Raw genomic sequence first — 20,347 nt, 5'->3', positions numbered from 1 at the left:
CACCAAACCTGTCCGAAGTTGGCCCTGATTCAGACAGCTTTTCGTCTAGGAGCACCAAACCTGTCCGAAGTTGACCCTGATTCAGACAGCTTTTCGTCTGGGAGCTCCAAACCTGTCCGAAGTTGACACTAGTTCGGACAGCTTTCCGCTTAGAAGCACTAAACTTGTCCGAAGTTGACCCTAGTTCGGACAGCTTTTCGACTGGGAGTACCAAACTTGTCCGAAGTCGACCCTAGTTCGGACAGCTTTTCGACTGGGAGCTCCAAACCTGTCCGAAGTTGACCCTGATTCAGACAGCTTTTCGTCTGGGAGCGCCAAACTTGTCCGAAGTTGCCCCTGGTTCGGACAGCTTTTCGCCTGGATGCACCAAACTTGTCCGAAGTCGCCCCCAGTTCGGACAGCTTTTCGACTGGGAGCACCATACTTGTCCGAAGTTGACACTAGTTCGGACAGCTTTTCGTCTGGGAGCACCAAACCTGTCCGAAGTTGACCCTAGTTCGGACAGCTTTTCGTCTGGGAGCACCAAACTTGTCCGAAGTCGACCCTGGTTTGGACAGCTTTTCGCTTAGGAGCACTAAACTTGTCCGAAGTCGCCACTGGTTCCTCCCCTTTCCAGCCCTATACAAAGGATTTATACCAGCTGTTCTAGAAAGTACATATAAGGGTCAAGCTTAAACATAGAAGGAGGATTTTTCAGATGTACGAACTGAAGACGAAAGAAAACGATAATAGTGTCATCAGCTTTATCGAGAGTGTCGACAACTTAAAAAAACGTGAGGATGCCTACAGGTTATTGGATATTTTTACCGAAACGACAGGGTACCCAGCAAAAATGTGGGGACCGAGCATCATTGGATTTGGCTCGTATCATTATAAATATGACTCCGGTCACGAAGGGGATGCCCCGCTTGTCGGCTTTTCTCCGCGAAAAGCTAAGATCAGCTTGTATTTTGCCACTGGCGACACCGAAAGAGAGGCATTGTTGAAGGAGTTCGGCAAACACACCTCAGGAAAAGCATGTGTGTACATAAACAAAGTAGATGATATTGATATTGAAGTATTGAAGGCTCTGATCAAGCAGTCTGTTTCCTTTTTACAAGAAAAATATCCACATACATAAACCATCATCCCCCTCCTGCAACACAACTGTAAATAACTGGTCTTTTTAAAGTCATATAAAACGGGAATTAAAAGGGTAAGCGGAGTTATTTGCAAATGGAGGGAACGAAGATGAAAAAATCGACCAAAAATTTTGTACTGGCTTCCTTGCTCTCAGCAGGCGGCGCTGTACTTCTGACAGCTGCTTACCGCAAGAGCCAGCGGGACGTGATTCGTTTTCTTGAGGATACTGACATGAGGAACAGCGAGAAAATTGACCAGATGGAAAGTGTCGATGCGGGCATCGATCCTGCGGAAAGAGGGCTTACCCAGCTTGACTCCGCGATGCGTGCGGAGTGGCAGGCCAATGGTTTCCCACAGACCCATATGGAAATGGAAGAGTTAGAGAAGGAAACGGATGTTGAAAACAACACGAACTATGCACCGATGTAATAAATATGGAAAGAACCTCACCATTGTCCGGTGAGGTTCTTTTTATGCATCCAGCACAACCTTGTTTTCTTTTTTACCATGTAAAAAGTAATAAAGGACAAATCCAACAAGAATCACTGGCACCATGGCAAGATACAAGCCGTTATACCCATATTTCGGAACCATGAATCCGAGCATGAATGGCCCGACTCCTATGCCCATGTCCATCGCGATGAAAAACGTTGAAGTTGCCAGTCCCATGCGGTGCGGCGGAGTCATCTTGATGGCAACCGTCTGGGCGATGGATTGGAAGTTTCCATACCCCAAACCGATCAGCGCTGCCGCGGCAAGAAATAGTAGACTGGAACTGACCTGGCTCAGGGCATACATTCCGACCGCAAACACAATCAACGCGGGATATGCCACGCTGTTTGCGCCTCTGACATCCATCAGTTTGCCAGTGAACGGCCGGGAAAATAATACCGCGAGTGCGTAAACGAAGAAGTACAAACTCCCCACCTCCGCAAGGCCAGTCTCCTTCGCATATGACGCGATAAAAGAGAGCGTTCCGGAATACGCAAGCGCGATGATGAACATGACAATCGATACCGGAAGGGCATTTGGCTCAAAATAATTAGCAAGGCTGAATCTTCTGCTTTTCGTTTCGTCCGCCTGGTAGTCCACGACCGGTTCTTTGATCGTTAGGGCAATCGGCAAACACGCCGCACCGACAACCAGGGAGAAGATGAACATGCTCAGATAGCCAAACTCATTGATCATCGCCAGGCCGATCAGCGGACCAATCGCCGTAGATAAAATCACACTCAAGCTAAAATAGCTGATCCCTTCCCCTTTCCTGCTGGCAGGAACTACCTGCGCCACAATCGTACCGGTTGCTGTTGAGGCAAACCCGATCCCAATTCCGTGCAAGAAACGGATGGCAAGCAGAAAATAGATATTAGAAGGAATGAGATAAAGAGCAGATATAAGAACAAAAAACAGAATTCCTCCAAGCAACATCTTTTTGCTGCCAATTCGTGCAATTTCTTTGCCGCCATACAATCTGGCAAAAAGAACCCCGATGATGAAAATACTAGAGGCCAGTCCCGCCATGCTGCTGGACGCACCATAAGTATCGGTCGCGTACGAGGCCATCGTCACAATCAGCAAATACATCGACAGCATGATCACGAAGTTCACGACCGAGATCGAGATGAAATCCTTCGTCCATAATTTTTCTTTAGGCATCAAGCTTCCTCCTCGCTGTAATTTTTGAATGCAATAAACCATTTTGCTTGATATAATTATTTCGGAAAACGAATTAAATTATAACGCTTTAACATGGATGTGTCCAGAGCCATATGTACTTGCCTGCATGCACCATGCACTTTTAAAAGACTATTTTATTAGAGGTGAAGTTTTCAAGATGAAAATCATCACAGACAGCTCCGCTGATTTGCCTTCCGAGCTGATGGAGCGATATGACATAACCATTGTACCTTTAACCATTTCCATTAACGGCCAGGATTATTTGGAGAAAGAAGACCTGACACCACAGGAATTTTTTAATAAAATGTTTGCTGCTGACGAGCTGCCAAAGACGTCACAGCCCTCTCCCGCTGCCTTCGCGGATGCTTTCTCAAAATTCGCGCCAGATGATGAACTGCTGTGCCTGACGATTTCCTCTGGATTAAGCCGCACCTATCAATCCGCCTGCATGGGCAGGGATTTATCGACCGCCCATATAACTGTGTTTGATACACTTGCCGGATCAATGGGACATGGATTGCAAATACTCCGGGCCGCTGAACTGGCTGAACAGGGTAATACCATGGGAGAAATCGTAGAAAACCTGACTGCCTACCGGGAAAATATGAATATTCTTATTCTCCTGGATACGCTTGAGAATATCGTCAAAGGCGGGCGTTTGAGCAAATTCCAGGGTTCCCTTGCTAAGATCCTCAACATAAAAGTCATTTTAGAAAGAGTCGACGGCGGCAAAGTGGAAATCCTCGAAAAAGTCCGCGGCAGGAAAAAGTTCGAAAGAAGAGTCCTTGAAATCATTCAGGAACGCGGGAATGATTTTACCGATGTAACCTTTGGCATCACCCATACCGGAAATGCATTCGACGCCGAAGCACTAAAGCAGGAAATCATCACCCTGTTATCACCCAAGGAAGTCCTGATCAGTTATATGGGAGCGACAATGGGTACATATGCCGGGAAGAATGGGATGATAATATCTTTTTAGACGGGATAAAATAAGAATACTTCAGACATTTCCCCTACACGCCACAGTTTTGTTCCAATCATAAGTGGGTAGCTTTATTTATTATGAAAGGAGAGTACATATGTGGAATGCAGCACTTTGGGGGGCAGTGTCAGGATCTGCAGTATTGCTAGGTTCCCTGGCAGCAATGATTTTTTCCATTCCTAAAAAGGTCATTGGTTGGGTTATGGCCTTTGGCACAGGTGTCCTGATTGGCGCCGCTTCCTATGAACTGTTAGGAGATGCGGTTCAGGAAGGCGGAATTCTCGCAAGCAGCATCGGGTTTGTCGCAGGGGCTTCCATCTTCACTCTGCTAGATATACTGGTATCCAGAAAAGGTGCATCCGACCGGAAACGTTCCGGCAAGCAGGCAGATGAAAATGCCGGAATTGCGATCTTCATAGGTACCATAATGGATGCCATACCAGAGTCGATCATGATCGGTGCAAGCCTTCTTGAACAAAATACTGTCAGTTTCCTTCTCGTCATCGCCATTTTCGTCAGCAACATTCCTGAAGGACTATCCAGCACAGCAGGACTGAGGAAAAGCGGGTATTCACGCCTGAAAATTTCAGTAATGTGGATTTCCGTCCTGGTAATTGCCACTCTTTCTTCCTGGTCTGGCTACTTTTTTCTCCAGGATGCCTCGGAGGCTCTCATGGCCGGCATTTCAGGATTCGCCGGCGGTGGCATCATTGCCATGATCGCATCCACAATGATGCCAGAAGCCTACGAAGAAAGCGGCCCCGTCACCGGCCTGATCACCGCACTGGGTTTGCTGGCTTCATTGGTCCTGCATCATCTGTCATAAATTGTGCCGGGCGACAAGCCCGGTCTTTTTATTTGTAATTGTTCTTCTCCGGGTATGCTCTTTTATGGTCCCATATTCTCCTTTTATGTGACCGTACTCCCTCGATTCTCCCTTTCACGGGCACATATTCTCCTTTTATGTGACCGTACTCCCTCGGTTCTCTCTTTCACGGGCACATAGCATGCATTACCATCACCATTTCCTCATATTTCTTCCAAGTCAAAAACCCATGAAACTTCCCGCTTGTTCAAAACGTAAATTCAACTAGGAAAAGGTGTTTCCAGAAAGGATGAAACAAGTGAACTATGCGAAAGAATGTCCGAAATGCGGTGGAATGGAGATTGGAAGAGGTAAACAAGATGGATATGCTGTTATACGTCCCGAGAACAAGGTAATGAGCTTAGGTTCTGAAGTGTTGCATATTATTTGTACAGACTGCGGTTTCATCATTGAGAGCTATGTCAAGAAGCCGGAAAAATTCAAATAAAGGCTGCCAGCATCATACTGGCAGCCTTCACTCTTTTATTCAGACATAATGTTTTCCATTTCATTAAATTCTTCTTTTACCGCTTTGCCTGGTCCTGTTGTTATTTTACTTACAACGATCACGGCAATCAGGCTCAGGAAGAATCCTGGGATCATTTCATACATGAACTCGGATAGTCCATCGATGCTGATCCAGATGATGACGGTTAGCGCACCGACAAGGATTCCGGAAAGCGCGCCCCATCGATTCATGTTCTTCCAGTATAGGCTCAGGAGCATAACTGGTCCAAATGCAGCGCCGAATCCAGCCCATGCGTTACCGACCAATGAAAGTATTGTATCGTTTGGAGTGTATGAAAGCGCGATTCCGACTAATGCTACAAGCAGCACGGCTGCACGTCCAATAAATACTAATTCCTTGTCCGATGCTTCGCGGCGGAAGAACGCTTTGTAAAAGTCCTCCGTCAGCGCACTTGATGTAACAAGTAGCTGAGAAGAAATCGTACTCATAATCGCAGCTAAAATCGCAGCGAGCAAGAATCCCGTGATATATGGGTTGAACAGGATATTTGCGAACATGATAAATACTGTTTCAGGGTTATCAAGTGTCACATTGTTTACCTGAACATAAGCAATACCTACAAGACCAACTGCCAAAGCACCAATAATCGATACGATCATCCAGCCCATTGCAATTCTGCGTGCAGGCTTAAGCTCTTCTACAGAATTGATTGCCATAAAGCGCACAATGATATGAGGCTGGCCGAAGTAACCAAGACCCCATGCTAATAGTGAAATGATCCCAAGGAAAGTCGTCCCCTTGAAAAGGTCCATCATCGTAGGATCAATTGCACTTACTGTCTCCATAACATTTGTTGGTCCCCCAAGTTCTGTGAAAGCAACCACAGGCACCAGGACAAGCGCAAGGAACATGATGACACCTTGAACGAAGTCAGTCAAACTAACAGCAAGGAAGCCGCCGAATAGCGTATAAATGATGACAACACCAGCTGTCACGAACAAGCCCGTACGATAATCAAGCCCGAATGCCGACTCGAACAAAGTACCGCCCGAAACAAAACCCGCTGAGGTGTACAGCGTGAAGAAAATGATAATAACAACTGCGGAGACAGAACGCAGAATTTTAGTTTGATCCGAAAAGCGGTTTTCAAGGAAATCGGGGATTGTAATTGAATCATTTGCCAACTCCGTATAAGTTCGAAGTCTTGGAGCTAAAATGAGGTAGTTCAAATAGGCACCAATCGATAGACCAATTGCGATCCATGCACTGGAAATACCCGAGGTGTACATTGCCCCCGGCAAACCCATCATCATCCAGCCGCTCATATCAGAAGCACCTGCTGAAAGAGCTGTTACCGACGGTCCAAGACCTCGTCCGCCAAGCATATAGTCTGACAGATCAGACGTTTTGCGGTATGCATACAATCCAATCAGGATCATAGCGATAAAATAAATTGCTAAAGAAATAAATACTTCAAAAGACACCAAATCTCTCCTTTTCGTTTTCCCTAAACGAAATAATTAACATAGTGGTATTGTACTCAGGCATACAAAAAATTCAGCCGAACCACATAGAAAAATTCTTATGTTAATTATGCCGTCCAAGTTTTTCCTGCCCTCATGGGGCTTACGGTTATTTAACCTAACAAACATCCAAAATTGTTTCAAGGATGTTACACGTTACTGCGAACAAGCAAAAACCGCGCCCTGACTAGTCTGTTAGTAATGGTAACGCTTTCAAAATTTATCGAAGTAAATATATTGTGAAAATTCAGAAATAGTTATATAGTGACTGAGCAAGCAGTTTTTAGCAAATTAAAACTCCCTGAAAGCAGGGAGTTTTGTTCATATTCCTAATTGAACGGTTAACTGTAATCATTGCATTTTCCATCAAGACAGACCAACAAAAGGCTCTCAATGTGATGAATGACTAACAAGGTAAAACACCATCAACAAGCTGCTCACTCCAATCGCAACCAAACTAGCATAAAACACTTTTCTCCATATACCCCCGATGAAGTATACGTTCAGCAAAACATAATACATCAAGGCACTGCCGGCGATAAACAGCAAATATTCCTTGAGATAACCGGCTGGCATTGGGTTAGTGACACTTGTCAGTGCCAGCCCTCCAAATATGAATAGACCGATTATATTCAATACCTTTTTCAAATCTGCGTCCAGGTCCTTCTCACCCGTTGCATTTAGCTGAGTTTTCATCTTCTCCACCCCATTATTCAGACATACTTAGTTCTACGAGTTCAACCCTTAAATGTTCCCGTAAATATAGAAAAACCAAGACATGCACCCTGACCAATTCATTTCTCCCACATATCCTATAGGGAATGCCAATTAAAAAGGAGGAGGTTTGATGAAACTATATTTAGATCCCGGCCATGGCGGCTCGGATCCTGGCGCGCAGGGAAATGGTCTCCGCGAAAAGGATTTGACCCTGGATATTGCGCTTAAACTCCGTTCGATACTGGAAAATAACTATAAAAACATTGAAATCAAGATGAGCAGGACAGGCGATGTCACGAAAAGCCTGGCTCAGCGTACTGATGAAGCTAATTCCTGGGGTGCTGATTTTTACCTGTCGATCCACATCAATTCTGACAATGGTTCTGCCAGTGGATACGAGGATTATATCTATATCAACCTTTCAAATAATTCAGCAACCGCGAGATATCGGGACATCATCCACACTGAGGTGGTGAAGCTGAACAAACTCAATAACCGCGGCAAGAAGAAAGCTGATTTCCATGTACTACGGGAATCAACGATGGATGCGATGCTCTCAGAAAACGGCTTTATCGATAATGACCATGATGCCGCCCTTATGAAGCAGGAATCCTGGCGGCGCAGTGTTGCCCAGGGACACGCGAACGGCATTGCGAAAGCATTCAATCTTACACCGAAGGAAAGCGCCGATCGCGGAGAACCAGCGGACGGCAGCGGACAATCCCTACACAAAGTGATCGCCGGATCTTTTAAGGATAGAGCAAATGCTGAGCAGCAAGCCGCAGACCTGAAAGCAAAAGGGTTTGAAAGCTTCATTACGACAGCGGAGATCTCCGGCGAGACCTGGTACCGTGTACAAGCTGGTGCTTTTTCGAATCGTGAATCCGCTGAGGCTCGCGTCCGGGAAATAGAGGGCAAGGGAATCAATGCATTTATCACCACAGAGTAAGACAGACAAACAGCCGAATCCTGCCAAAGGATCCGGCTGTTTTTACTCCCGAAAAAATGCATCCTGTTCTCTGACTTAAATCTCCATACTCCATCTCTCTTCTTGCGTCTTTTTCAGCTGCTTTTCCGTCTCCTCTGGATAGACTGTCCGGAATTTATGATGGTCGGCAGGAATGATCTCCACCATTTTTGCGATCATGTCTTCAGGGTCAAACTGATTCTTCAATCCTTCTTCCTGCTTTTCCATATCCTCTTTCCTGGTAAAATTCTTCTCCTCATCGTACCATTTCCACTTTTCCTCAGCTGCTCGCTTATTGAAGCCTGTTTCAAACGCTCCAGGGTTAATCGTCGCCACTTTTACATTGAACTCCGCAAGCTCTGCCTTCAATGTTTGCGCGATTCCTTCGATTGCATGCTTGGTAGCCGTGTACGGGCCGACATATGGCGTGGCCGAAATCCCAGCCATCGAGCTCATGAAAATAATCTTTCCGCTGCCTTTCTCCACCAGTTTTTGCGCTGCAATTTGCACCGTTTCAAGCGTAGCAAACACGTTCACTTCAAAAAGCGCCCGGATTCGGTCCATCGGCACCTCAGCCAGCGGCCCGCCCTCATTAATCGCTGCATTCGCGACAAACACATCAAAATCATATTCAAGGATCTGTTCACGATCCCGCTCATTGGTTATATCAAGCTTGAACACTTCCATATCAAGCCCAAGATCCTCCGCTTCCCTCATCAAATCTGTTTTCTGCGAAGTCAGCTCAGTCGTCGCAATCACACGGTGCCCCTTTTTCGCAAGCCCAATCGACGCCCCTCTTCCTAGCCCGCTCCCGGCACCCGTGATAAAAATCGTTTTCGCCATGTCCGATTCCTCCAATCCTATCACTCTAATAGTTTCATCTTCCCACGAGAGTGTCCGATGAAACATAGAAGTCATCCATATAAAAAAGCCCAGAGCATTAACTCTGAGCCTGTTGCTGCTTGCAATCAATATAGTGACTTGAGTTTGGATACAGATCACTTTTAGAAAATCCAATAGAACAATAAAATAGATTACCTTGTTCCGTGTCAGTATGAAGCACGAGAATCTTAAAATGTTTTTCCGCTTCATCCATGATTCTTTTTACCAGAAGGCTTCCGATCCCGTGTCTCCTATACTCCTTCCTGACATAAAACCTTCTCAGCCTGCCAATTTCCTGTTCATTCGAAAACGGGTCTTGATTTAAGCCGCCAATCGCAACCAGAGTTCCTTCCTCACTGAAAACGCCAAACAAGCCTTCACCCGCAAGGCTGAACGTATTGCTGCCATTTTTATAGTCATTGATCAATCTTTTAACGAAACGAAAGCCCTCCTGCTTGCTTTCAGTGATCAGGTCATCCAGCTCCATATCCAGCAGGTTTTTTATTTGTTTTACCACATATTCGCCGATCATGTTCGCCTCTAGTTCCCTCTCCATGACCTCTTCTATTAATTCTTCCATACTACCGATACACTTATAAACTTCAGGCAAATGATAGAACGTACTGGTTGTTTCGAAATGATCCACTTCGCCATTTGGTGTGTATAGATAGATTATCTTCCCAAGTCCAATTGCAATCCCCATTTCGATATGGCTGCCTTTTCCTGCTGGCAAAAGAACGATCACGACATCGGACTCCATGACGGCGGCCTTTTCTTTTTGCCCTATTTCTTTCAAGTCTTTAAAAGTGGATGCTCTTTCATTCCTCGTCCAATCATATGTCTGGATAAATCCTCTATCGACCAGCTGCTTGCTGACATACCGAACTGCCTCGATGTTCTTGAAGCTCGAGGCAACATAAAACTTTGCCACTTTCCTTCCCCCTTAAAAAAAACGCCTTCCTATAGGCATCCTTCCTGAAAGACTCACTCCCAAACTTCCTCCAGCGTATCCCTAAAAAGCTGATCAAGCTTTGGAGTGAAATCTGGCAAATCGATCTGAAGTGTTTTTGTATATTCTTTTAGCCGCGTGATTTCCTCGTTCAGGAATTCATTGATGACATCAATTTTCGGTTCATAGTCCAATTCATCCCCGCTGACCTTCCTTTTCAGCAAGGTATCAATCTCGCTCTTCAATTCCCCTTCAGGCAACAGGTCCTCGAGCAGTTTTGGAAATTCCAATGGCGGGAACTCGTTGTACTTTTCAATCCACCTGGCAGCCAGGACTGGCCTGAGGACGTAAAAATACTTTTTGATTTTCACTTGATCTCCCTGCAAATACTCCCTGAAATTATTGCTCGCCATATTTAAATAATGGTGAAGGCAGGAATTCGGGGCGAAAATCTCTTTGCTTAGCTCCTTCATCTTGTCGACAGTCGAAAAAGCCTCATAGTATACGATTCCTGAACGCAGCCATTCCATTAACGGCGGATTCGATTTTCTGAATAACTTCAGAGCCTTGGTCAGTTCCCATCCGGTGATATCCAGCAAATCATTGATTGGCAGTTCGATCACATCTCTTTTATTGCCGATGCCCATCTGGTCAATCGTCAAATAGTCTTCTTTTTTATGAACATAGATGAAACGGACATCATAATCGCTATCCTTTGACGGAAATTCCCACGCCCTGCTGCCGGATTCAACCGCATACAGAATTTTCACATTAAAATCTTCTTCTATTTTTGCAAGGGATTTTAAAATGGTCTCTTTCAAAACGATTCTCTCCATTCACTTTACTGATTTCACAGCCCATCTTACGGCCAAAGACAGATACAGAAGTGCGGCATACATAACCACGCTGATCATATAAAATACTGGACTATCATATTCTCTGTTAATTCCGTGCAGCCTGTCATACTCCTCAGCTGATAGAAAATATGATCTGATGCTCATTACAGTAAGCACTAACAGCAGGAATGCAAGAATAGCCTTTTTATGTAAAATCACTCTCTTTAAACCCAGCCTGAAGGCTTTAGGAAAAGTCATCTTACTCTCCAACCTAAACCGTTCGTTAAAAGGCGTCAAAAAATAGACTATCAGCCCGCCCCAGACCATCGCAAAGACCGCTATTGCTGTGAATTCCATTCAGATCCCTCACTCGTCCCCTAATTCAATAAAATGAAATTCCCACGAAACTCTCTCTCATTGACCGAAATCCTCGTCGTCAAATCTTTCGTGCGCAGCACATACTCTTTGACACCGATGAATTCGGAATCGGCAATCAAATAGAATTGCGTTCCTTTTTTCAATCCCCTGAAATTCTTTTTCAGCATATATCTCTTCATTCTCGTTGCTCCTGTAGTTTCTCTTCGTTTATTTCAACAAAAACAAGCGTGAATCCTGCTGATTGACGCTTCTTCAGGTAATATTCACTTTCTCAAAAAGAAAAATGCTGCCAGGATTGGCAGCATTCATCCTATTCGGTCATCGCGAAGCTTTCGGCGGCTGGCACACTTCACATTTGCGCTGATGATTATCCTTGAACTTCTTGAATGTTTTTTCGAAGTTGTTGCCGCATTCGCATTTAAAAAGTAGTTTTTGCGAAAAACCATGGTATTCAGTCGTCAAAAGCTTACTCTCCGAATTTTTCTCCACAAACTCCTTAATCTTATCGATCGTCCATCGCTTGTTCATCTTTCTACCTCCATATTTGAATCGCCAGGCGGAGGCTTATCAAGCATCCGTGCAATTTTGGGTAAAATTCATATAAACCTAAGTTCCTCATTATAACATGTGCAGACAGACAATTATATAAACGGATTATCCCTTATGATTCTTTTCAAGCAGTTCAATGATTCGATCCAGTTTTTGTTCTATTCTCTCCTGCTTGTCAGGCCCCTTGCCTACAAGTGACCGGACTGCATAGAAAACCGCAGCGAACAATCCGATTAAAAAAATAAAAAATATAAGCTGGAATAACAGATCCCCCATATTCATCGTAACCCACCCTTTTTTGTTCAATTGTACTATACTTTGTTGCTTCTCAGTTTTGTTTTGGATTCCGTTCACGAGAAGAGCCTAATTCATTTACATTCCTCCCCTGCTGGATTTACTATTAAACTAGATTCTGGACAGGGGTGGTAATTTTGGAAAAGTTTAGAGTAGGAATCATTGGAACAGGTTTTGGCGCCAAAGTCCATGCGCCAATGATGGATCATCATGAAGGCTTCGAGGTTGCGGCTTTATCTAGTGTATCGAGGGGCAATATTGAGGAAGCACGGAAAGCCAGCGGAATTGAAAATATTTATACCGATTGGCGCCAGATGCTTAAACAGGAGACACTCGATGTAGTGGTTGTCGCTTCTGCAGTCCATTTGCATAAGGAAATGGTTGAAGCTGCTTTCAAAAAAGGCGTCCATGTCGTGTGTGAAAAGCCAATGGCTCTGGATGTTGCCGAAACAGAAGAAATGATTACGGAGCGAGACAAGGCGGGGAAACTCGGGCTGATCAACCATGAATTCCGCTTCCTGCCGGCTCGTACAAAGGTAAAAGAAATCCTGGAGAGCGGAAAACTCGGGAATGTTTTACATGTTCGTTACCTGTGCTCTTTTGCAAGCTATACGGGCCTGATTTCAAAACCCCGCGGATGGCTGGGACAGCAAGAAAAAGGCGGCGGCATGCTTGGAGCGATCGGCTCCCATATGACAGATTCCCTTCAATGGTGGCTGGACAGCACCTTTAAAGAAGTGTTTGCGCAGCTTCCAACCCATGTTCCCACACAGACGGATGATAACGGGAATACAGAACACCGGACTGCCGACGATGCTTTCCAAATCATCGGTTCTCTGGAAAACGGCGCGACAGTAACGCTGGAACTCATTTCTGCGGCGCGCAAAACCGAGAACACATGGCGTCTTGAACTATTCGGTACGGAAGGTACACTTGTGATGCTGGATGACAATAAGGTCTTGCTCTCCGCCGGAGATTCTCCACTAGAAGAAGTTGAGCTAGTGCAGGATATAGAAGCTCCTTCAGGTATGCCAGAGGTGGCAGCGCGTTACTATAACGGCTTCCAAAGAGCGTTGGATGCGCTTCATGAAACGCTGGTTTCCGGAGAGAAGCACCCCTATCTCGCAGATTTCGAGCATGGACATTCTACCCAAAAAGTATTGGACGCAGTCAGGGCCTCTGCTCGCGAAGGCAGGAAAGCAGAAGTGAAATAAACAATTCCAAATTGGCATTACGACCATAGGATTGGGAGGAAAAGGCTGCTACCAAAATATTAATCAAACGTTTGATTAAAAATGCCTAACTCCCTATGCCACATATTTTTACAAATTCAAGCATGAGTCCATTTCGAACGGACTCATGCATTTTTTATCCCCCAAAAAACTAATCCAGGATTAGGCTTGTCATTCTACAGGTCACGAAGCATGGTATTCAATGCACTTAATTCCTCTTCAATCGCGGCAAGACGCTTTTCCAGCGGATGGAGATTGCCTTTTACAGATTCCAATTTTTCGAGATTATGCTGGAGCTGCAGATACTCATCCTTCAGTTCGACGATTTTATATTCAATTTCTTTTTTATCCATTTCCATTCCCCCTGCTTTGGCGTTTTCTTCTATAGAATAGCATTCCGCAAGCATTTGGGCACACAAAAAGGCGTACAGCTTTGTACGCCTTTCCATCTGATTATTTATTCACTTTTGATAAAAGCGTGATGCTGTAGATGGCTGCGAGACCAACAAGGATGTAGACTACCTTCGCGATTGGACTGTCCATGCCGCCGAAGATTCCACCGACTAGATCCCATTCAAATAATCCAACTAATAGCCAATTCAAACCGCCGACAATAAGCAATACTAATGATAACAGATTTAAAGTTTTCAAGTTAACACCCCTAATGTATAATTTTTGTATAACCTTTCGAAATTAATTATACAAAACCTATACAAATAAAGCAAACATTTTATACAATATTTTCAGAAAGTTGATTTAACAGCATTTAGGCTGTGTAATTTTTGTATAACTTATCTATAATGAGGAGTGGAGGTGAAAAGTTTGTATAGCATTAAACAGGTTTCTGAACGATTGGATATTCCTGCCGTCACGATCAGGGCGTGGGAAAACCGCTACAATGTCGTCACGCCCAAAAGGACCGAGGGCGGCCACCGATTATATAGCGAGAAAGATGTGGAAACACTCAAATGGATCAAGAAACAGGTGCATGAAAAAGACATGAAAATCAGTGACGCAGTCCGGCTTTTGCAGGAAGCTGCCCCCGCACCTGCCACACCTCCATCTGAAAATAGTAAATTCAGCGAGTTGAAGGATCAGCTCTACCATGCCCTTGTCAATCTAGATTCCCAGAAAGCGAATCAACATACGGACCTCGCTTTTTCTTTATATGACTATGAAGAGGTATTCCAGCATATCCTGGTTCACGTTTTGTATAAGGTCGGGGATGAATGGGAGAAAGGCGTCATCAGTGTTGCTCAGGAGCATTTCGCTTCGCAGTTCATCCTTAACCGCTGCAGCCAATTTTTGCGGGTCCTCCCTGTTAACCCGGCACTCCCAAAAGTGCTGGCCTTTTGTCCAGAGGGGGAACATCACCAAATCGGACTGATGGTCTTCAGCTTATTTTTGAAAAAGAAAGGCCATGACGTCATTTACTTGGGCCCGAATACCCCTCTTGAGGGATTATCCGATTTGATCAAAATGAAAGACATCAGCGTCGTTGCCATTTCGATGACCAACCCGGACCCGATTGGCAAGGTAGAGGATTGGATTCGTTCTAGTCTTAAAATGGATTCATCCCTGAAGTTCATCGTTGGCGGAAGCTGCGTCAAAGACTGTCCAAAGCTAGAATCCAAATCGGTCACGTACTCGCTCGGTTCCGACTGGGATGAATGGTATGCCTCGTATTTGAGATGATCTAACGGGTTATCTTTTGAGGTGCAAACATTGCTAATCACATCTGACCCTAATATCAATGAAATTCTAAATGGAATTCTCTGAGTAAATAACATTAATTAACGCAAAGAAGGGATAGCTTAATGACTATCCCTTAAATTCTCTATTGACTCCCGTTAAATAAATTTGTTGTCTGTTTTTTCATTTGTAATACCTCTTTTTTATTTTTCATCCAGGAAACTTTTTAATGGCTTTTGAAGTACGTCCACAACAGCTATGATAATGCTTGTTGCTAAAATACTAATCAGACTTACCGATATAGGACCTGCTGAATCATCTCCTGAGATACTAGAAATCACCTTTAAGCTTATTATCATTAACATAATGAAGAAAATGGCTGTAAAAGCACATTTTTTTATAACCTTTAAAGATTTAAGAGATGACTCCGAGAAAGCATTGTTCCTTTCGATAAAGGTTAATAGTTTATATACTTGAAACAACGCAAAAGAAAATGCAATACAGATTCCATACACACATACTAAAAGTGGGAATATCGAGTAATCCCCACCTGGATGTGCTTTTATATCTCTAATGGTTAACATAGGCATCCAATAAATACACAAAGTAAGCACTGCAAATCCAACCAGAAAAATAATTACCTTTAAGAAAATGGCTGAACCTCTTTTACCATTCATTTAATGCACCTCATTCATTTAAATGTTAACGTGATTTTAGCACTATATTTATTGATTTACAATAAATTAATATTGTTTTTAATTATATTATTATTGTTATTTATTTATCCTTTTTAGTTAAGAAAAGGATTAATGCAATAATTATAATGGATGGAATAAACTAAACCTTTTGGCTCCAAATCCTTGCGAGTCACCAAACTTCAGTTCTTATTTTCACACCTGTTTTAGCACTTAAATTCGTATGCCTCCAATTGAAATTTCAATCTTACGTGTTGGCATGCGGAATTAAATACATACGGATTATGGATTAATATTGGCTATAATACTGGTATAACAACAAAAAAAGACATACGAAATTATTGACGATTTCGTGTGTCTTTTTTAGTGTTTTTTAATTGTTGGTACTCCAAAAGTGAACCACTTAGAATATATATCGCACTGCATGATAGTGAACTAGGGCTGTTAGTTTCTCGATCCTGATGACGGACACTTTTCCACCATTTCCTCGGGTTTCTGTCCGTCGTAACCATAAAGCACATCAACTCAACTCAAGTTCCGCAAAACGTCCGATATGGCCCAGCAGATGGTGGTGCGGGCTGGCAGAATTCCTCTTGCTCCGGTGAATGCTCATATGGGTTTGCCAGGATTTCAAGCAATTTCAGCATGACGCTCATGTCACCTTTTACCGCGGCATCCAGTGCTTCCTCTACCCTGTGATTACGCGGGATGACTGCTGGATTGTTATTGCGCATCAGTTCATGGACATCTTCTTTTGATTGCTCCTGGCGTCCGAGCCTTTCCTGCCATTTTTTATGCCACTGGGTAAATTCGTCTGCTTTAAACAACTCGGATCCTTCAAGCTTCTCGAAAGTCAGAGCCTTGAATGTATTCGTATAGTCAGCTCCATTCTTATTCATGAGGTTAAGGAGACCGGAAATTAGTTCTTTATCTTCTTTTTCCTCATGAAAAAGCCCTAGCTTCAACCTCATACCTGCCAGGAACTCCGTTTCAAAAGCTCCTGGATATTCAGAGAGAGCTGCCTCCGCCAGGCTTACGGCTTCATCTTCATCCTCATGAAGCAATGGCAATAAAGCCTCTGCAAACCGAGAAAGATTCCAGCCGCCAATATACGGCTGATTTCCATAGGCATAGCGTCCTTCCCGATCAATCGAACTGAAGACAGTTGCCGGGTCATAGGTGTCCATAAAGGCACATGGACCGTAGTCGATCGTCTCGCCGCTGATTGTCATATTATCCGTGTTCATGACTCCGTGGATAAAACCGACATGCTGCCATCTCGCAATCAGGGCTGCCTGTTTGTGTATCACTTTTTTCAAGAATGAGAGGTATATGTCCTCCTCTCCTTGAAGTTCAGGATAGTGGCGCTTGATTGTATAATCAGCCAGCTCCCGGAGGTCTTCTTTCTTTCCCCAGTTGGCAGCGAATTGGAACGTCCCCACCCTGAGATGGCTTGCGGCCACACGGGTTAAAACCGCTCCGGTCTGCATCGTTTCCCGGATGATTTCCTCTCCCGTCGCAGCCACGGCCAGGCTTCTAGTTGTCGGGATTCCTAAACCTGCCATCGCTTCACTGATGATGAACTCGCGCAGCATTGGCCCTAGTCCTGCCCGGCCATCTCCGCCTCGGGAATATGGCGTCCGGCCTGAGCCCTTCAGCTGGATGTCAAACCTGTTGCCATCAGGGGTGATCTGCTCACCAAGCAGCACAGCCCGGCCATCCCCCAGCATCGTGAAATGCCCAAACTGGTGTCCCGCATATGCCTGGGCAAGGGGAGTACCTCCTTCTGGGACCTCATTCCCGCCAAATACCGCGGCTCCTTCTTCGCTTTGAAGCACCTCGCTGTTCAATCCCAGTTCTTCCGCCAGTGACTCATTGAAAATCACCACTTCCGGCGCTTTCACTGGAGTCGGTGTTTGCAGTGTATAAAATAGATTCGGCAGCCGCGAATAGCTGTTATCCATTTTCCAGCCAGCATTGTTGTCCGTCATTGGATTACCTCCTTTTTTTATACTGTTTTAGCTTTAATATACCCTCGCCCGAAAAAGGAAAGCGGTGTTTTGGCGTAAAGGAATATATAACCAGTACGTTCCATATATTTATTTTACCATCCTCAAGGGAGTGATGATCATATGGCAGCTTCATCAAACTGCAGGGAAAGCCAGCTTCGCTTTTCCGCTACCGCAGCGGTTATTGGTGGTTTTCTTATGGGTGCTAACTGGATTTGGCAAGGCTATCTTGACTTGACCGCTGGCGCTGACGCAATCCTTCATGATACCAATCACATCGCCTATTATTTGAATAACCTCATGTTACTGTTATCCTCCTGGTTTCTATTGCATGGCCTGTTCGCCTTCAGATACCAGAACCCTTCTGCGGGAGGCTGGGTATGGAAGATTGGCTTCTTTCTAACTGCGCTAGGACTTGGCTTGTTTGGGATCGGCACAGCCGGATTTCTGTTCCATGGTTTGATTGGCTTCGGATCTTTAATCGACATCATCAACATCAGTACCGGAATTGGAAGTCTTGCCATCCATCTCGGAGCACTGCCACTAGGGTTCACCATCCTTCACCACACCAGCACACCTCGATACAGCTCCCTACTCTTCATCCTTCAAACACCCATTGTGATTGTTTACCTTTTCGGAATCATGGCTATCAACCCACTGCTCGCTGGCATCCTGATTGGCGGGATGTATGGGGGCGCCTGGGTGATTATTGGATTTTATTTACGGAGATATGCTTAAAAGGTTGAATGGACTTCATTGAAAAAAGCCTAACTCCCGGAGGAATTAGGCTTTTGCTATTGCTTATTGATTCCCGTTCTTTACCCATCCGGCTACGGTCACAGTGCGTTTTGCCTGGTATTTTACCGCTGCTTCTACATCCTCGACCATATTGCCGTCCTGGTCGACGGTGACGCTTGTGCCGTATGGGTTACCGCCAGCTCCGAAAGTGACTGGATCGGTATAGCCAGGTGCTGCCACGATGGCGCCCCAGTGGTACATCGTTGTGTAAAGTGACAGAATGGTAGCCTCTTGTCCGCCATGCGGGTTCTGCGCAGAGGACATCGCGCTTACGACTTTGTTCACGAGCTTGCCCTGTGCCCACAGACCGCCTGTCGTATCAAGGAATTGTTTCATTTGCGATGGCATGTTCCCGAATCGTGTCGGGACACTGAAGATGATGGCATCGGCCCACTCAAGATCATCCGGCGTCACTTCAGGGATATCCTTTGTTGCCTCAACAGTCGCTTTCCATGCTTCATTGCCTTCGATTGCTGACTCAGGAGCTAATTCTTTCACCTTAAAAACTTTTACTTCAGCTCCTGCTTCTTTCGCGCCTTCCGCAGCCCATTTGGATAGCTGCACATTCGTTCCGCCCATGCTGTAAAAAATCACTGCTAATTTCACCATTTTATCTGCCTCCTTTTGTAGTATGTTTCCACAAAGGTCCAGTCTGCAAACTCGGCTTACAGGTATTCTTTTTCGATATTGCGCGTGCTGCGGACCGTATCAATCGGCCGCACGAAGTCCTCGATCTGCTCCCGCTTTGGTTCAAGGAACGGCGGAAGGGACAATTTTTCACCAAGCGTTTCATATGGTTCATCACCCATGAATCCCGGTCCATCAGTTGCCCATTCGAATAAAATTCCAGGTGCCACTCGTGCATAGAGGGATTCAAAGAAGAATCGGTCGACATATCCTGATGTGCCAAAACCGGCTGCATTCATATGATCGATCCACTCATAAAGAACCGATGTGTCAGCAACACGGAATGCTGCATGGTGCACAGTCCCGAATCCCTGGCGCCCAGCCGGCAGCACTTTATTGTCCTCAACGATGACCTGCGCGCCGTTCCCGCCTTCGCCCATTTCAAATAGGTGCAGGGAACCCTCTTTTCCGATTTCACGCATATGCATCACTTTTTCCAGTACTTCTTTAAAATAATCGAAACGTGAAATGCGGACATGAATCTGCCCCAGACCGGTAATCGCGTACTCCAGCGGTACAGGCCCATTTTGCCATGGCGTACCCGATGCCACCCCTTCATTTTGCTCATCAGATACCAGCATATATTGCTGATCGTCAAAGTCGACGAATGAAATTGTCTTCTTGCCGAATAACTCCCTGATGCCAGTATGTTTGACTTCGTACTTATCAAAGCGTTTGACCCAGTAGTCCAGCGCGGCATCTGTCGGCACCCGGAACCCGGTTTTGTAAATCTCGTCTGTTCCATGTGACCCTTTAGGAATCCCAGGGAAATCAAAGAATGTCATATCCGTGCCCGCAGACCCTTTATCATCCGCAAAAAATAAATGATATGTCCGGATATCATCCTGGTTGACCGTTTTCTTCACAAGTCTCATTCCGAGTACATAGGTGAAAAACTCGTAGTTCTTTTCAGCGCTGCTCGTGATCGCTGTTACATGATGTATTCCTCTTAATTCGTTCATGGTCTCTCTCCTTTATCTTGAAATCGAGATATAATCCCAAAAAAATATCTATCCTTACT

The 20,347-nt window shown here is 44.9% G+C and carries 25 protein-coding genes; 9 read left to right on the top strand and 16 right to left on the bottom strand.

Going from position 1 to position 20,347, the window contains the following annotated elements; all coding sequences use genetic code 11:
- Positions 1-697 precede the first annotated feature (697 nt).
- Positions 698-1,120, top strand: a complete 423-nt coding sequence (locus J7E38_RS15580) for a DUF1801 domain-containing protein (protein ID WP_214706846.1) — start codon at positions 698-700, stop codon at positions 1,118-1,120.
- Positions 1,121-1,230: 110 nt separating this feature from the next.
- On the top strand, positions 1,231-1,551 hold the full coding sequence (locus J7E38_RS15575) for a hypothetical protein (protein WP_214706847.1): 321 nt from the start codon (positions 1,231-1,233) through the stop codon (positions 1,549-1,551).
- A 42-nt stretch (positions 1,552-1,593) separates the two neighbouring features.
- On the opposite strand, the gene J7E38_RS15570 is transcribed toward J7E38_RS15575, so the two are convergent.
- The gene (locus tag J7E38_RS15570; protein ID WP_214706848.1) at positions 1,594-2,778 is read right to left on the bottom strand and encodes an MFS transporter; all 1,185 of its coding nucleotides are present in this window, start codon (positions 2,776-2,778) and stop codon (positions 1,594-1,596) included.
- Between the two features lie 178 nt (positions 2,779-2,956).
- Between J7E38_RS15570 and J7E38_RS15565 the strand changes: the two genes are divergently transcribed.
- The 3 genes from J7E38_RS15565 (at position 2,957) to J7E38_RS15555 (ending at position 5,097) form a co-directional block, all read left to right on the top strand.
- Positions 2,957-3,781, top strand: coding sequence for a DegV family protein (locus tag J7E38_RS15565; protein ID WP_214706850.1), 825 nt, complete (start codon positions 2,957-2,959; stop codon positions 3,779-3,781).
- A 100-nt stretch (positions 3,782-3,881) separates the two neighbouring features.
- Positions 3,882-4,610 (top strand): ZIP family metal transporter, encoded by a 729-nt coding sequence (locus tag J7E38_RS15560; protein ID WP_214706852.1) that lies wholly within the window; start codon positions 3,882-3,884, stop codon positions 4,608-4,610.
- A gap of 289 nt (positions 4,611-4,899) precedes the next feature.
- Positions 4,900-5,097, top strand: a complete 198-nt coding sequence (locus tag J7E38_RS15555) for a hypothetical protein (RefSeq protein WP_214706854.1) — start codon at positions 4,900-4,902, stop codon at positions 5,095-5,097.
- A 35-nt stretch (positions 5,098-5,132) separates the two neighbouring features.
- Here the strand turns inward: J7E38_RS15555 and putP are convergent, their stop codons facing one another.
- The gene (putP, locus tag J7E38_RS15550) at positions 5,133-6,602 is read right to left on the bottom strand and encodes a sodium/proline symporter PutP (RefSeq protein WP_214706855.1); all 1,470 of its coding nucleotides are present in this window, start codon (positions 6,600-6,602) and stop codon (positions 5,133-5,135) included.
- 429 nt (positions 6,603-7,031) lie between these two features.
- Positions 7,032-7,337 carry a hypothetical protein gene (locus J7E38_RS15545; RefSeq protein WP_214706857.1) on the bottom strand — a complete coding sequence of 102 codons (306 nt, stop codon included), beginning with the start codon at positions 7,335-7,337 and terminating at the stop codon, positions 7,032-7,034.
- 151 nt (positions 7,338-7,488) lie between these two features.
- On the opposite strand from J7E38_RS15545, the gene J7E38_RS15540 reads away from it, so the two are divergent.
- Positions 7,489-8,307 (top strand): N-acetylmuramoyl-L-alanine amidase, encoded by an 819-nt coding sequence (locus tag J7E38_RS15540; RefSeq protein ID WP_483297180.1) that lies wholly within the window; start codon positions 7,489-7,491, stop codon positions 8,305-8,307.
- 75 nt (positions 8,308-8,382) lie between these two features.
- Here the strand turns inward: J7E38_RS15540 and J7E38_RS15535 are convergent, their stop codons facing one another.
- The 7 genes from J7E38_RS15535 to J7E38_RS15500 all read right to left on the bottom strand — a co-directional run bounded on the left by J7E38_RS15535 (position 8,383) and on the right by J7E38_RS15500 (position 12,201).
- On the bottom strand, positions 8,383-9,168 hold the full coding sequence (locus tag J7E38_RS15535; RefSeq protein WP_214706861.1) for an SDR family oxidoreductase: 786 nt from the start codon (positions 9,166-9,168) through the stop codon (positions 8,383-8,385).
- Positions 9,169-9,265: 97 nt separating this feature from the next.
- Complete coding sequence (locus J7E38_RS24335) at positions 9,266-10,138, bottom strand: GNAT family N-acetyltransferase (protein WP_214706863.1); 873 nt, start codon at positions 10,136-10,138, stop codon at positions 9,266-9,268.
- A gap of 53 nt (positions 10,139-10,191) precedes the next feature.
- Positions 10,192-10,977 carry a nucleotidyltransferase domain-containing protein gene (locus J7E38_RS15520; protein ID WP_214706865.1) on the bottom strand — a complete coding sequence of 262 codons (786 nt, stop codon included), beginning with the start codon at positions 10,975-10,977 and terminating at the stop codon, positions 10,192-10,194.
- A gap of 15 nt (positions 10,978-10,992) precedes the next feature.
- Entirely contained in the window at positions 10,993-11,349 is a 357-nt protein-coding gene (locus tag J7E38_RS15515; RefSeq protein WP_214706866.1) for a hypothetical protein, read from the bottom strand.
- 20 nt (positions 11,350-11,369) lie between these two features.
- The gene (locus J7E38_RS15510) at positions 11,370-11,549 is read right to left on the bottom strand and encodes a hypothetical protein (protein ID WP_214706867.1); all 180 of its coding nucleotides are present in this window, start codon (positions 11,547-11,549) and stop codon (positions 11,370-11,372) included.
- 139 nt (positions 11,550-11,688) lie between these two features.
- Positions 11,689-11,898, bottom strand: coding sequence for a hypothetical protein (locus J7E38_RS15505; RefSeq protein ID WP_214706868.1), 210 nt, complete (start codon positions 11,896-11,898; stop codon positions 11,689-11,691).
- A gap of 126 nt (positions 11,899-12,024) precedes the next feature.
- Positions 12,025-12,201 (bottom strand): DUF4083 family protein, encoded by a 177-nt coding sequence (locus tag J7E38_RS15500; RefSeq protein ID WP_214706869.1) that lies wholly within the window; start codon positions 12,199-12,201, stop codon positions 12,025-12,027.
- A 149-nt stretch (positions 12,202-12,350) separates the two neighbouring features.
- Between J7E38_RS15500 and J7E38_RS15495 the strand changes: the two genes are divergently transcribed.
- Complete coding sequence (locus J7E38_RS15495; protein ID WP_214706870.1) at positions 12,351-13,427, top strand: Gfo/Idh/MocA family protein; 1,077 nt, start codon at positions 12,351-12,353, stop codon at positions 13,425-13,427.
- A gap of 194 nt (positions 13,428-13,621) precedes the next feature.
- On the opposite strand, the gene J7E38_RS15490 is transcribed toward J7E38_RS15495, so the two are convergent.
- Together J7E38_RS15490 and J7E38_RS15485 are read right to left on the bottom strand one after the other, a co-directional pair.
- The gene (locus J7E38_RS15490; protein ID WP_214706871.1) at positions 13,622-13,798 is read right to left on the bottom strand and encodes an SE1832 family protein; all 177 of its coding nucleotides are present in this window, start codon (positions 13,796-13,798) and stop codon (positions 13,622-13,624) included.
- 100 nt (positions 13,799-13,898) lie between these two features.
- A complete protein-coding gene (locus J7E38_RS15485; RefSeq protein WP_144480239.1) occupies positions 13,899-14,096 on the bottom strand; it encodes a DUF378 domain-containing protein in 198 nt (65 codons plus the stop codon).
- A gap of 171 nt (positions 14,097-14,267) precedes the next feature.
- Between J7E38_RS15485 and J7E38_RS15480 the strand changes: the two genes are divergently transcribed.
- Entirely contained in the window at positions 14,268-15,140 is an 873-nt protein-coding gene (locus tag J7E38_RS15480) for a MerR family transcriptional regulator (protein ID WP_214706873.1), read from the top strand.
- A gap of 200 nt (positions 15,141-15,340) precedes the next feature.
- Here J7E38_RS15480 and J7E38_RS15475 read toward each other — a convergent pair whose 3' ends face one another.
- Positions 15,341-15,814 carry a DUF2975 domain-containing protein gene (locus J7E38_RS15475; protein ID WP_214706874.1) on the bottom strand — a complete coding sequence of 158 codons (474 nt, stop codon included), beginning with the start codon at positions 15,812-15,814 and terminating at the stop codon, positions 15,341-15,343.
- A 548-nt stretch (positions 15,815-16,362) separates the two neighbouring features.
- Positions 16,363-17,823 carry a protein adenylyltransferase SelO gene (locus J7E38_RS15470; protein ID WP_214706875.1) on the bottom strand — a complete coding sequence of 487 codons (1,461 nt, stop codon included), beginning with the start codon at positions 17,821-17,823 and terminating at the stop codon, positions 16,363-16,365.
- Positions 17,824-17,964: 141 nt separating this feature from the next.
- Here J7E38_RS15470 and J7E38_RS15465 point away from each other — a divergent pair, with 141 nt between their 5' ends.
- On the top strand, positions 17,965-18,579 hold the full coding sequence (locus J7E38_RS15465) for a hypothetical protein (RefSeq protein WP_214706876.1): 615 nt from the start codon (positions 17,965-17,967) through the stop codon (positions 18,577-18,579).
- Between the two features lie 63 nt (positions 18,580-18,642).
- On the opposite strand, the gene wrbA is transcribed toward J7E38_RS15465, so the two are convergent.
- Together wrbA and J7E38_RS15455 are read right to left on the bottom strand one after the other, a co-directional pair.
- The gene (wrbA, locus tag J7E38_RS15460) at positions 18,643-19,248 is read right to left on the bottom strand and encodes an NAD(P)H:quinone oxidoreductase (protein WP_215038678.1); all 606 of its coding nucleotides are present in this window, start codon (positions 19,246-19,248) and stop codon (positions 18,643-18,645) included.
- Between the two features lie 56 nt (positions 19,249-19,304).
- Positions 19,305-20,288: a ring-cleaving dioxygenase gene (locus J7E38_RS15455; protein WP_214706877.1), complete on the bottom strand. Its 984-nt coding sequence runs from the start codon at positions 20,286-20,288 to the stop codon at positions 19,305-19,307.
- Between the last annotated feature and the right edge of the window lie 59 nt (positions 20,289-20,347).

Origin of the sequence: Bacillus sp. ISL-35 (assembly GCF_018613355.1) — a bacterium.
Lineage (GTDB): Bacteria > Bacillota > Bacilli > Bacillales > Cytobacillaceae > Mesobacillus.
The sequence above is the reverse complement of the archived record's forward strand: the minus strand, read 5'-3'. Positions and strand labels throughout refer to the sequence as shown.

What these genes read in the sequence shown, in the direction of transcription:
- J7E38_RS15580 (WP_214706846.1), top strand. Translation starts at nt 698, where the DNA reads ATGTACGAACTGAAGACGAAAGAAAACGATAATAGTGTCATCAGCTTT.
- J7E38_RS15575 (WP_214706847.1), top strand. Translation starts at nt 1,231, where the DNA reads ATGAAAAAATCGACCAAAAATTTTGTACTGGCTTCCTTGCTCTCAGCA.
- J7E38_RS15570 (WP_214706848.1), bottom strand. Translation starts at nt 2,778, where the DNA reads ATGCCTAAAGAAAAATTATGGACGAAGGATTTCATCTCGATCTCGGTC.
- J7E38_RS15565 (WP_214706850.1), top strand. Translation starts at nt 2,957, where the DNA reads ATGAAAATCATCACAGACAGCTCCGCTGATTTGCCTTCCGAGCTGATG.
- J7E38_RS15560 (WP_214706852.1), top strand. Translation starts at nt 3,882, where the DNA reads ATGTGGAATGCAGCACTTTGGGGGGCAGTGTCAGGATCTGCAGTATTG.
- J7E38_RS15555 (WP_214706854.1), top strand. Translation starts at nt 4,900, where the DNA reads ATGAAACAAGTGAACTATGCGAAAGAATGTCCGAAATGCGGTGGAATG.
- J7E38_RS15545 (WP_214706857.1), bottom strand. Translation starts at nt 7,337, where the DNA reads ATGAAAACTCAGCTAAATGCAACGGGTGAGAAGGACCTGGACGCAGAT.
- J7E38_RS15540 (WP_483297180.1), top strand. Translation starts at nt 7,489, where the DNA reads ATGAAACTATATTTAGATCCCGGCCATGGCGGCTCGGATCCTGGCGCG.
- J7E38_RS15535 (WP_214706861.1), bottom strand. Translation starts at nt 9,168, where the DNA reads ATGGCGAAAACGATTTTTATCACGGGTGCCGGGAGCGGGCTAGGAAGA.
- J7E38_RS15515 (WP_214706866.1), bottom strand. Translation starts at nt 11,349, where the DNA reads ATGGAATTCACAGCAATAGCGGTCTTTGCGATGGTCTGGGGCGGGCTG.
- J7E38_RS15510 (WP_214706867.1), bottom strand. Translation starts at nt 11,549, where the DNA reads ATGAAGAGATATATGCTGAAAAAGAATTTCAGGGGATTGAAAAAAGGA.
- J7E38_RS15505 (WP_214706868.1), bottom strand. Translation starts at nt 11,898, where the DNA reads ATGAACAAGCGATGGACGATCGATAAGATTAAGGAGTTTGTGGAGAAA.
- J7E38_RS15500 (WP_214706869.1), bottom strand. Translation starts at nt 12,201, where the DNA reads ATGAATATGGGGGATCTGTTATTCCAGCTTATATTTTTTATTTTTTTA.
- J7E38_RS15490 (WP_214706871.1), bottom strand. Translation starts at nt 13,798, where the DNA reads ATGGATAAAAAAGAAATTGAATATAAAATCGTCGAACTGAAGGATGAG.
- J7E38_RS15475 (WP_214706874.1), bottom strand. Translation starts at nt 15,814, where the DNA reads ATGAATGGTAAAAGAGGTTCAGCCATTTTCTTAAAGGTAATTATTTTT.
- J7E38_RS15470 (WP_214706875.1), bottom strand. Translation starts at nt 17,823, where the DNA reads ATGACGGACAACAATGCTGGCTGGAAAATGGATAACAGCTATTCGCGG.
- J7E38_RS15465 (WP_214706876.1), top strand. Translation starts at nt 17,965, where the DNA reads ATGGCAGCTTCATCAAACTGCAGGGAAAGCCAGCTTCGCTTTTCCGCT.
- wrbA (WP_215038678.1), bottom strand. Translation starts at nt 19,248, where the DNA reads ATGGTGAAATTAGCAGTGATTTTTTACAGCATGGGCGGAACGAATGTG.
- J7E38_RS15455 (WP_214706877.1), bottom strand. Translation starts at nt 20,288, where the DNA reads ATGAACGAATTAAGAGGAATACATCATGTAACAGCGATCACGAGCAGC.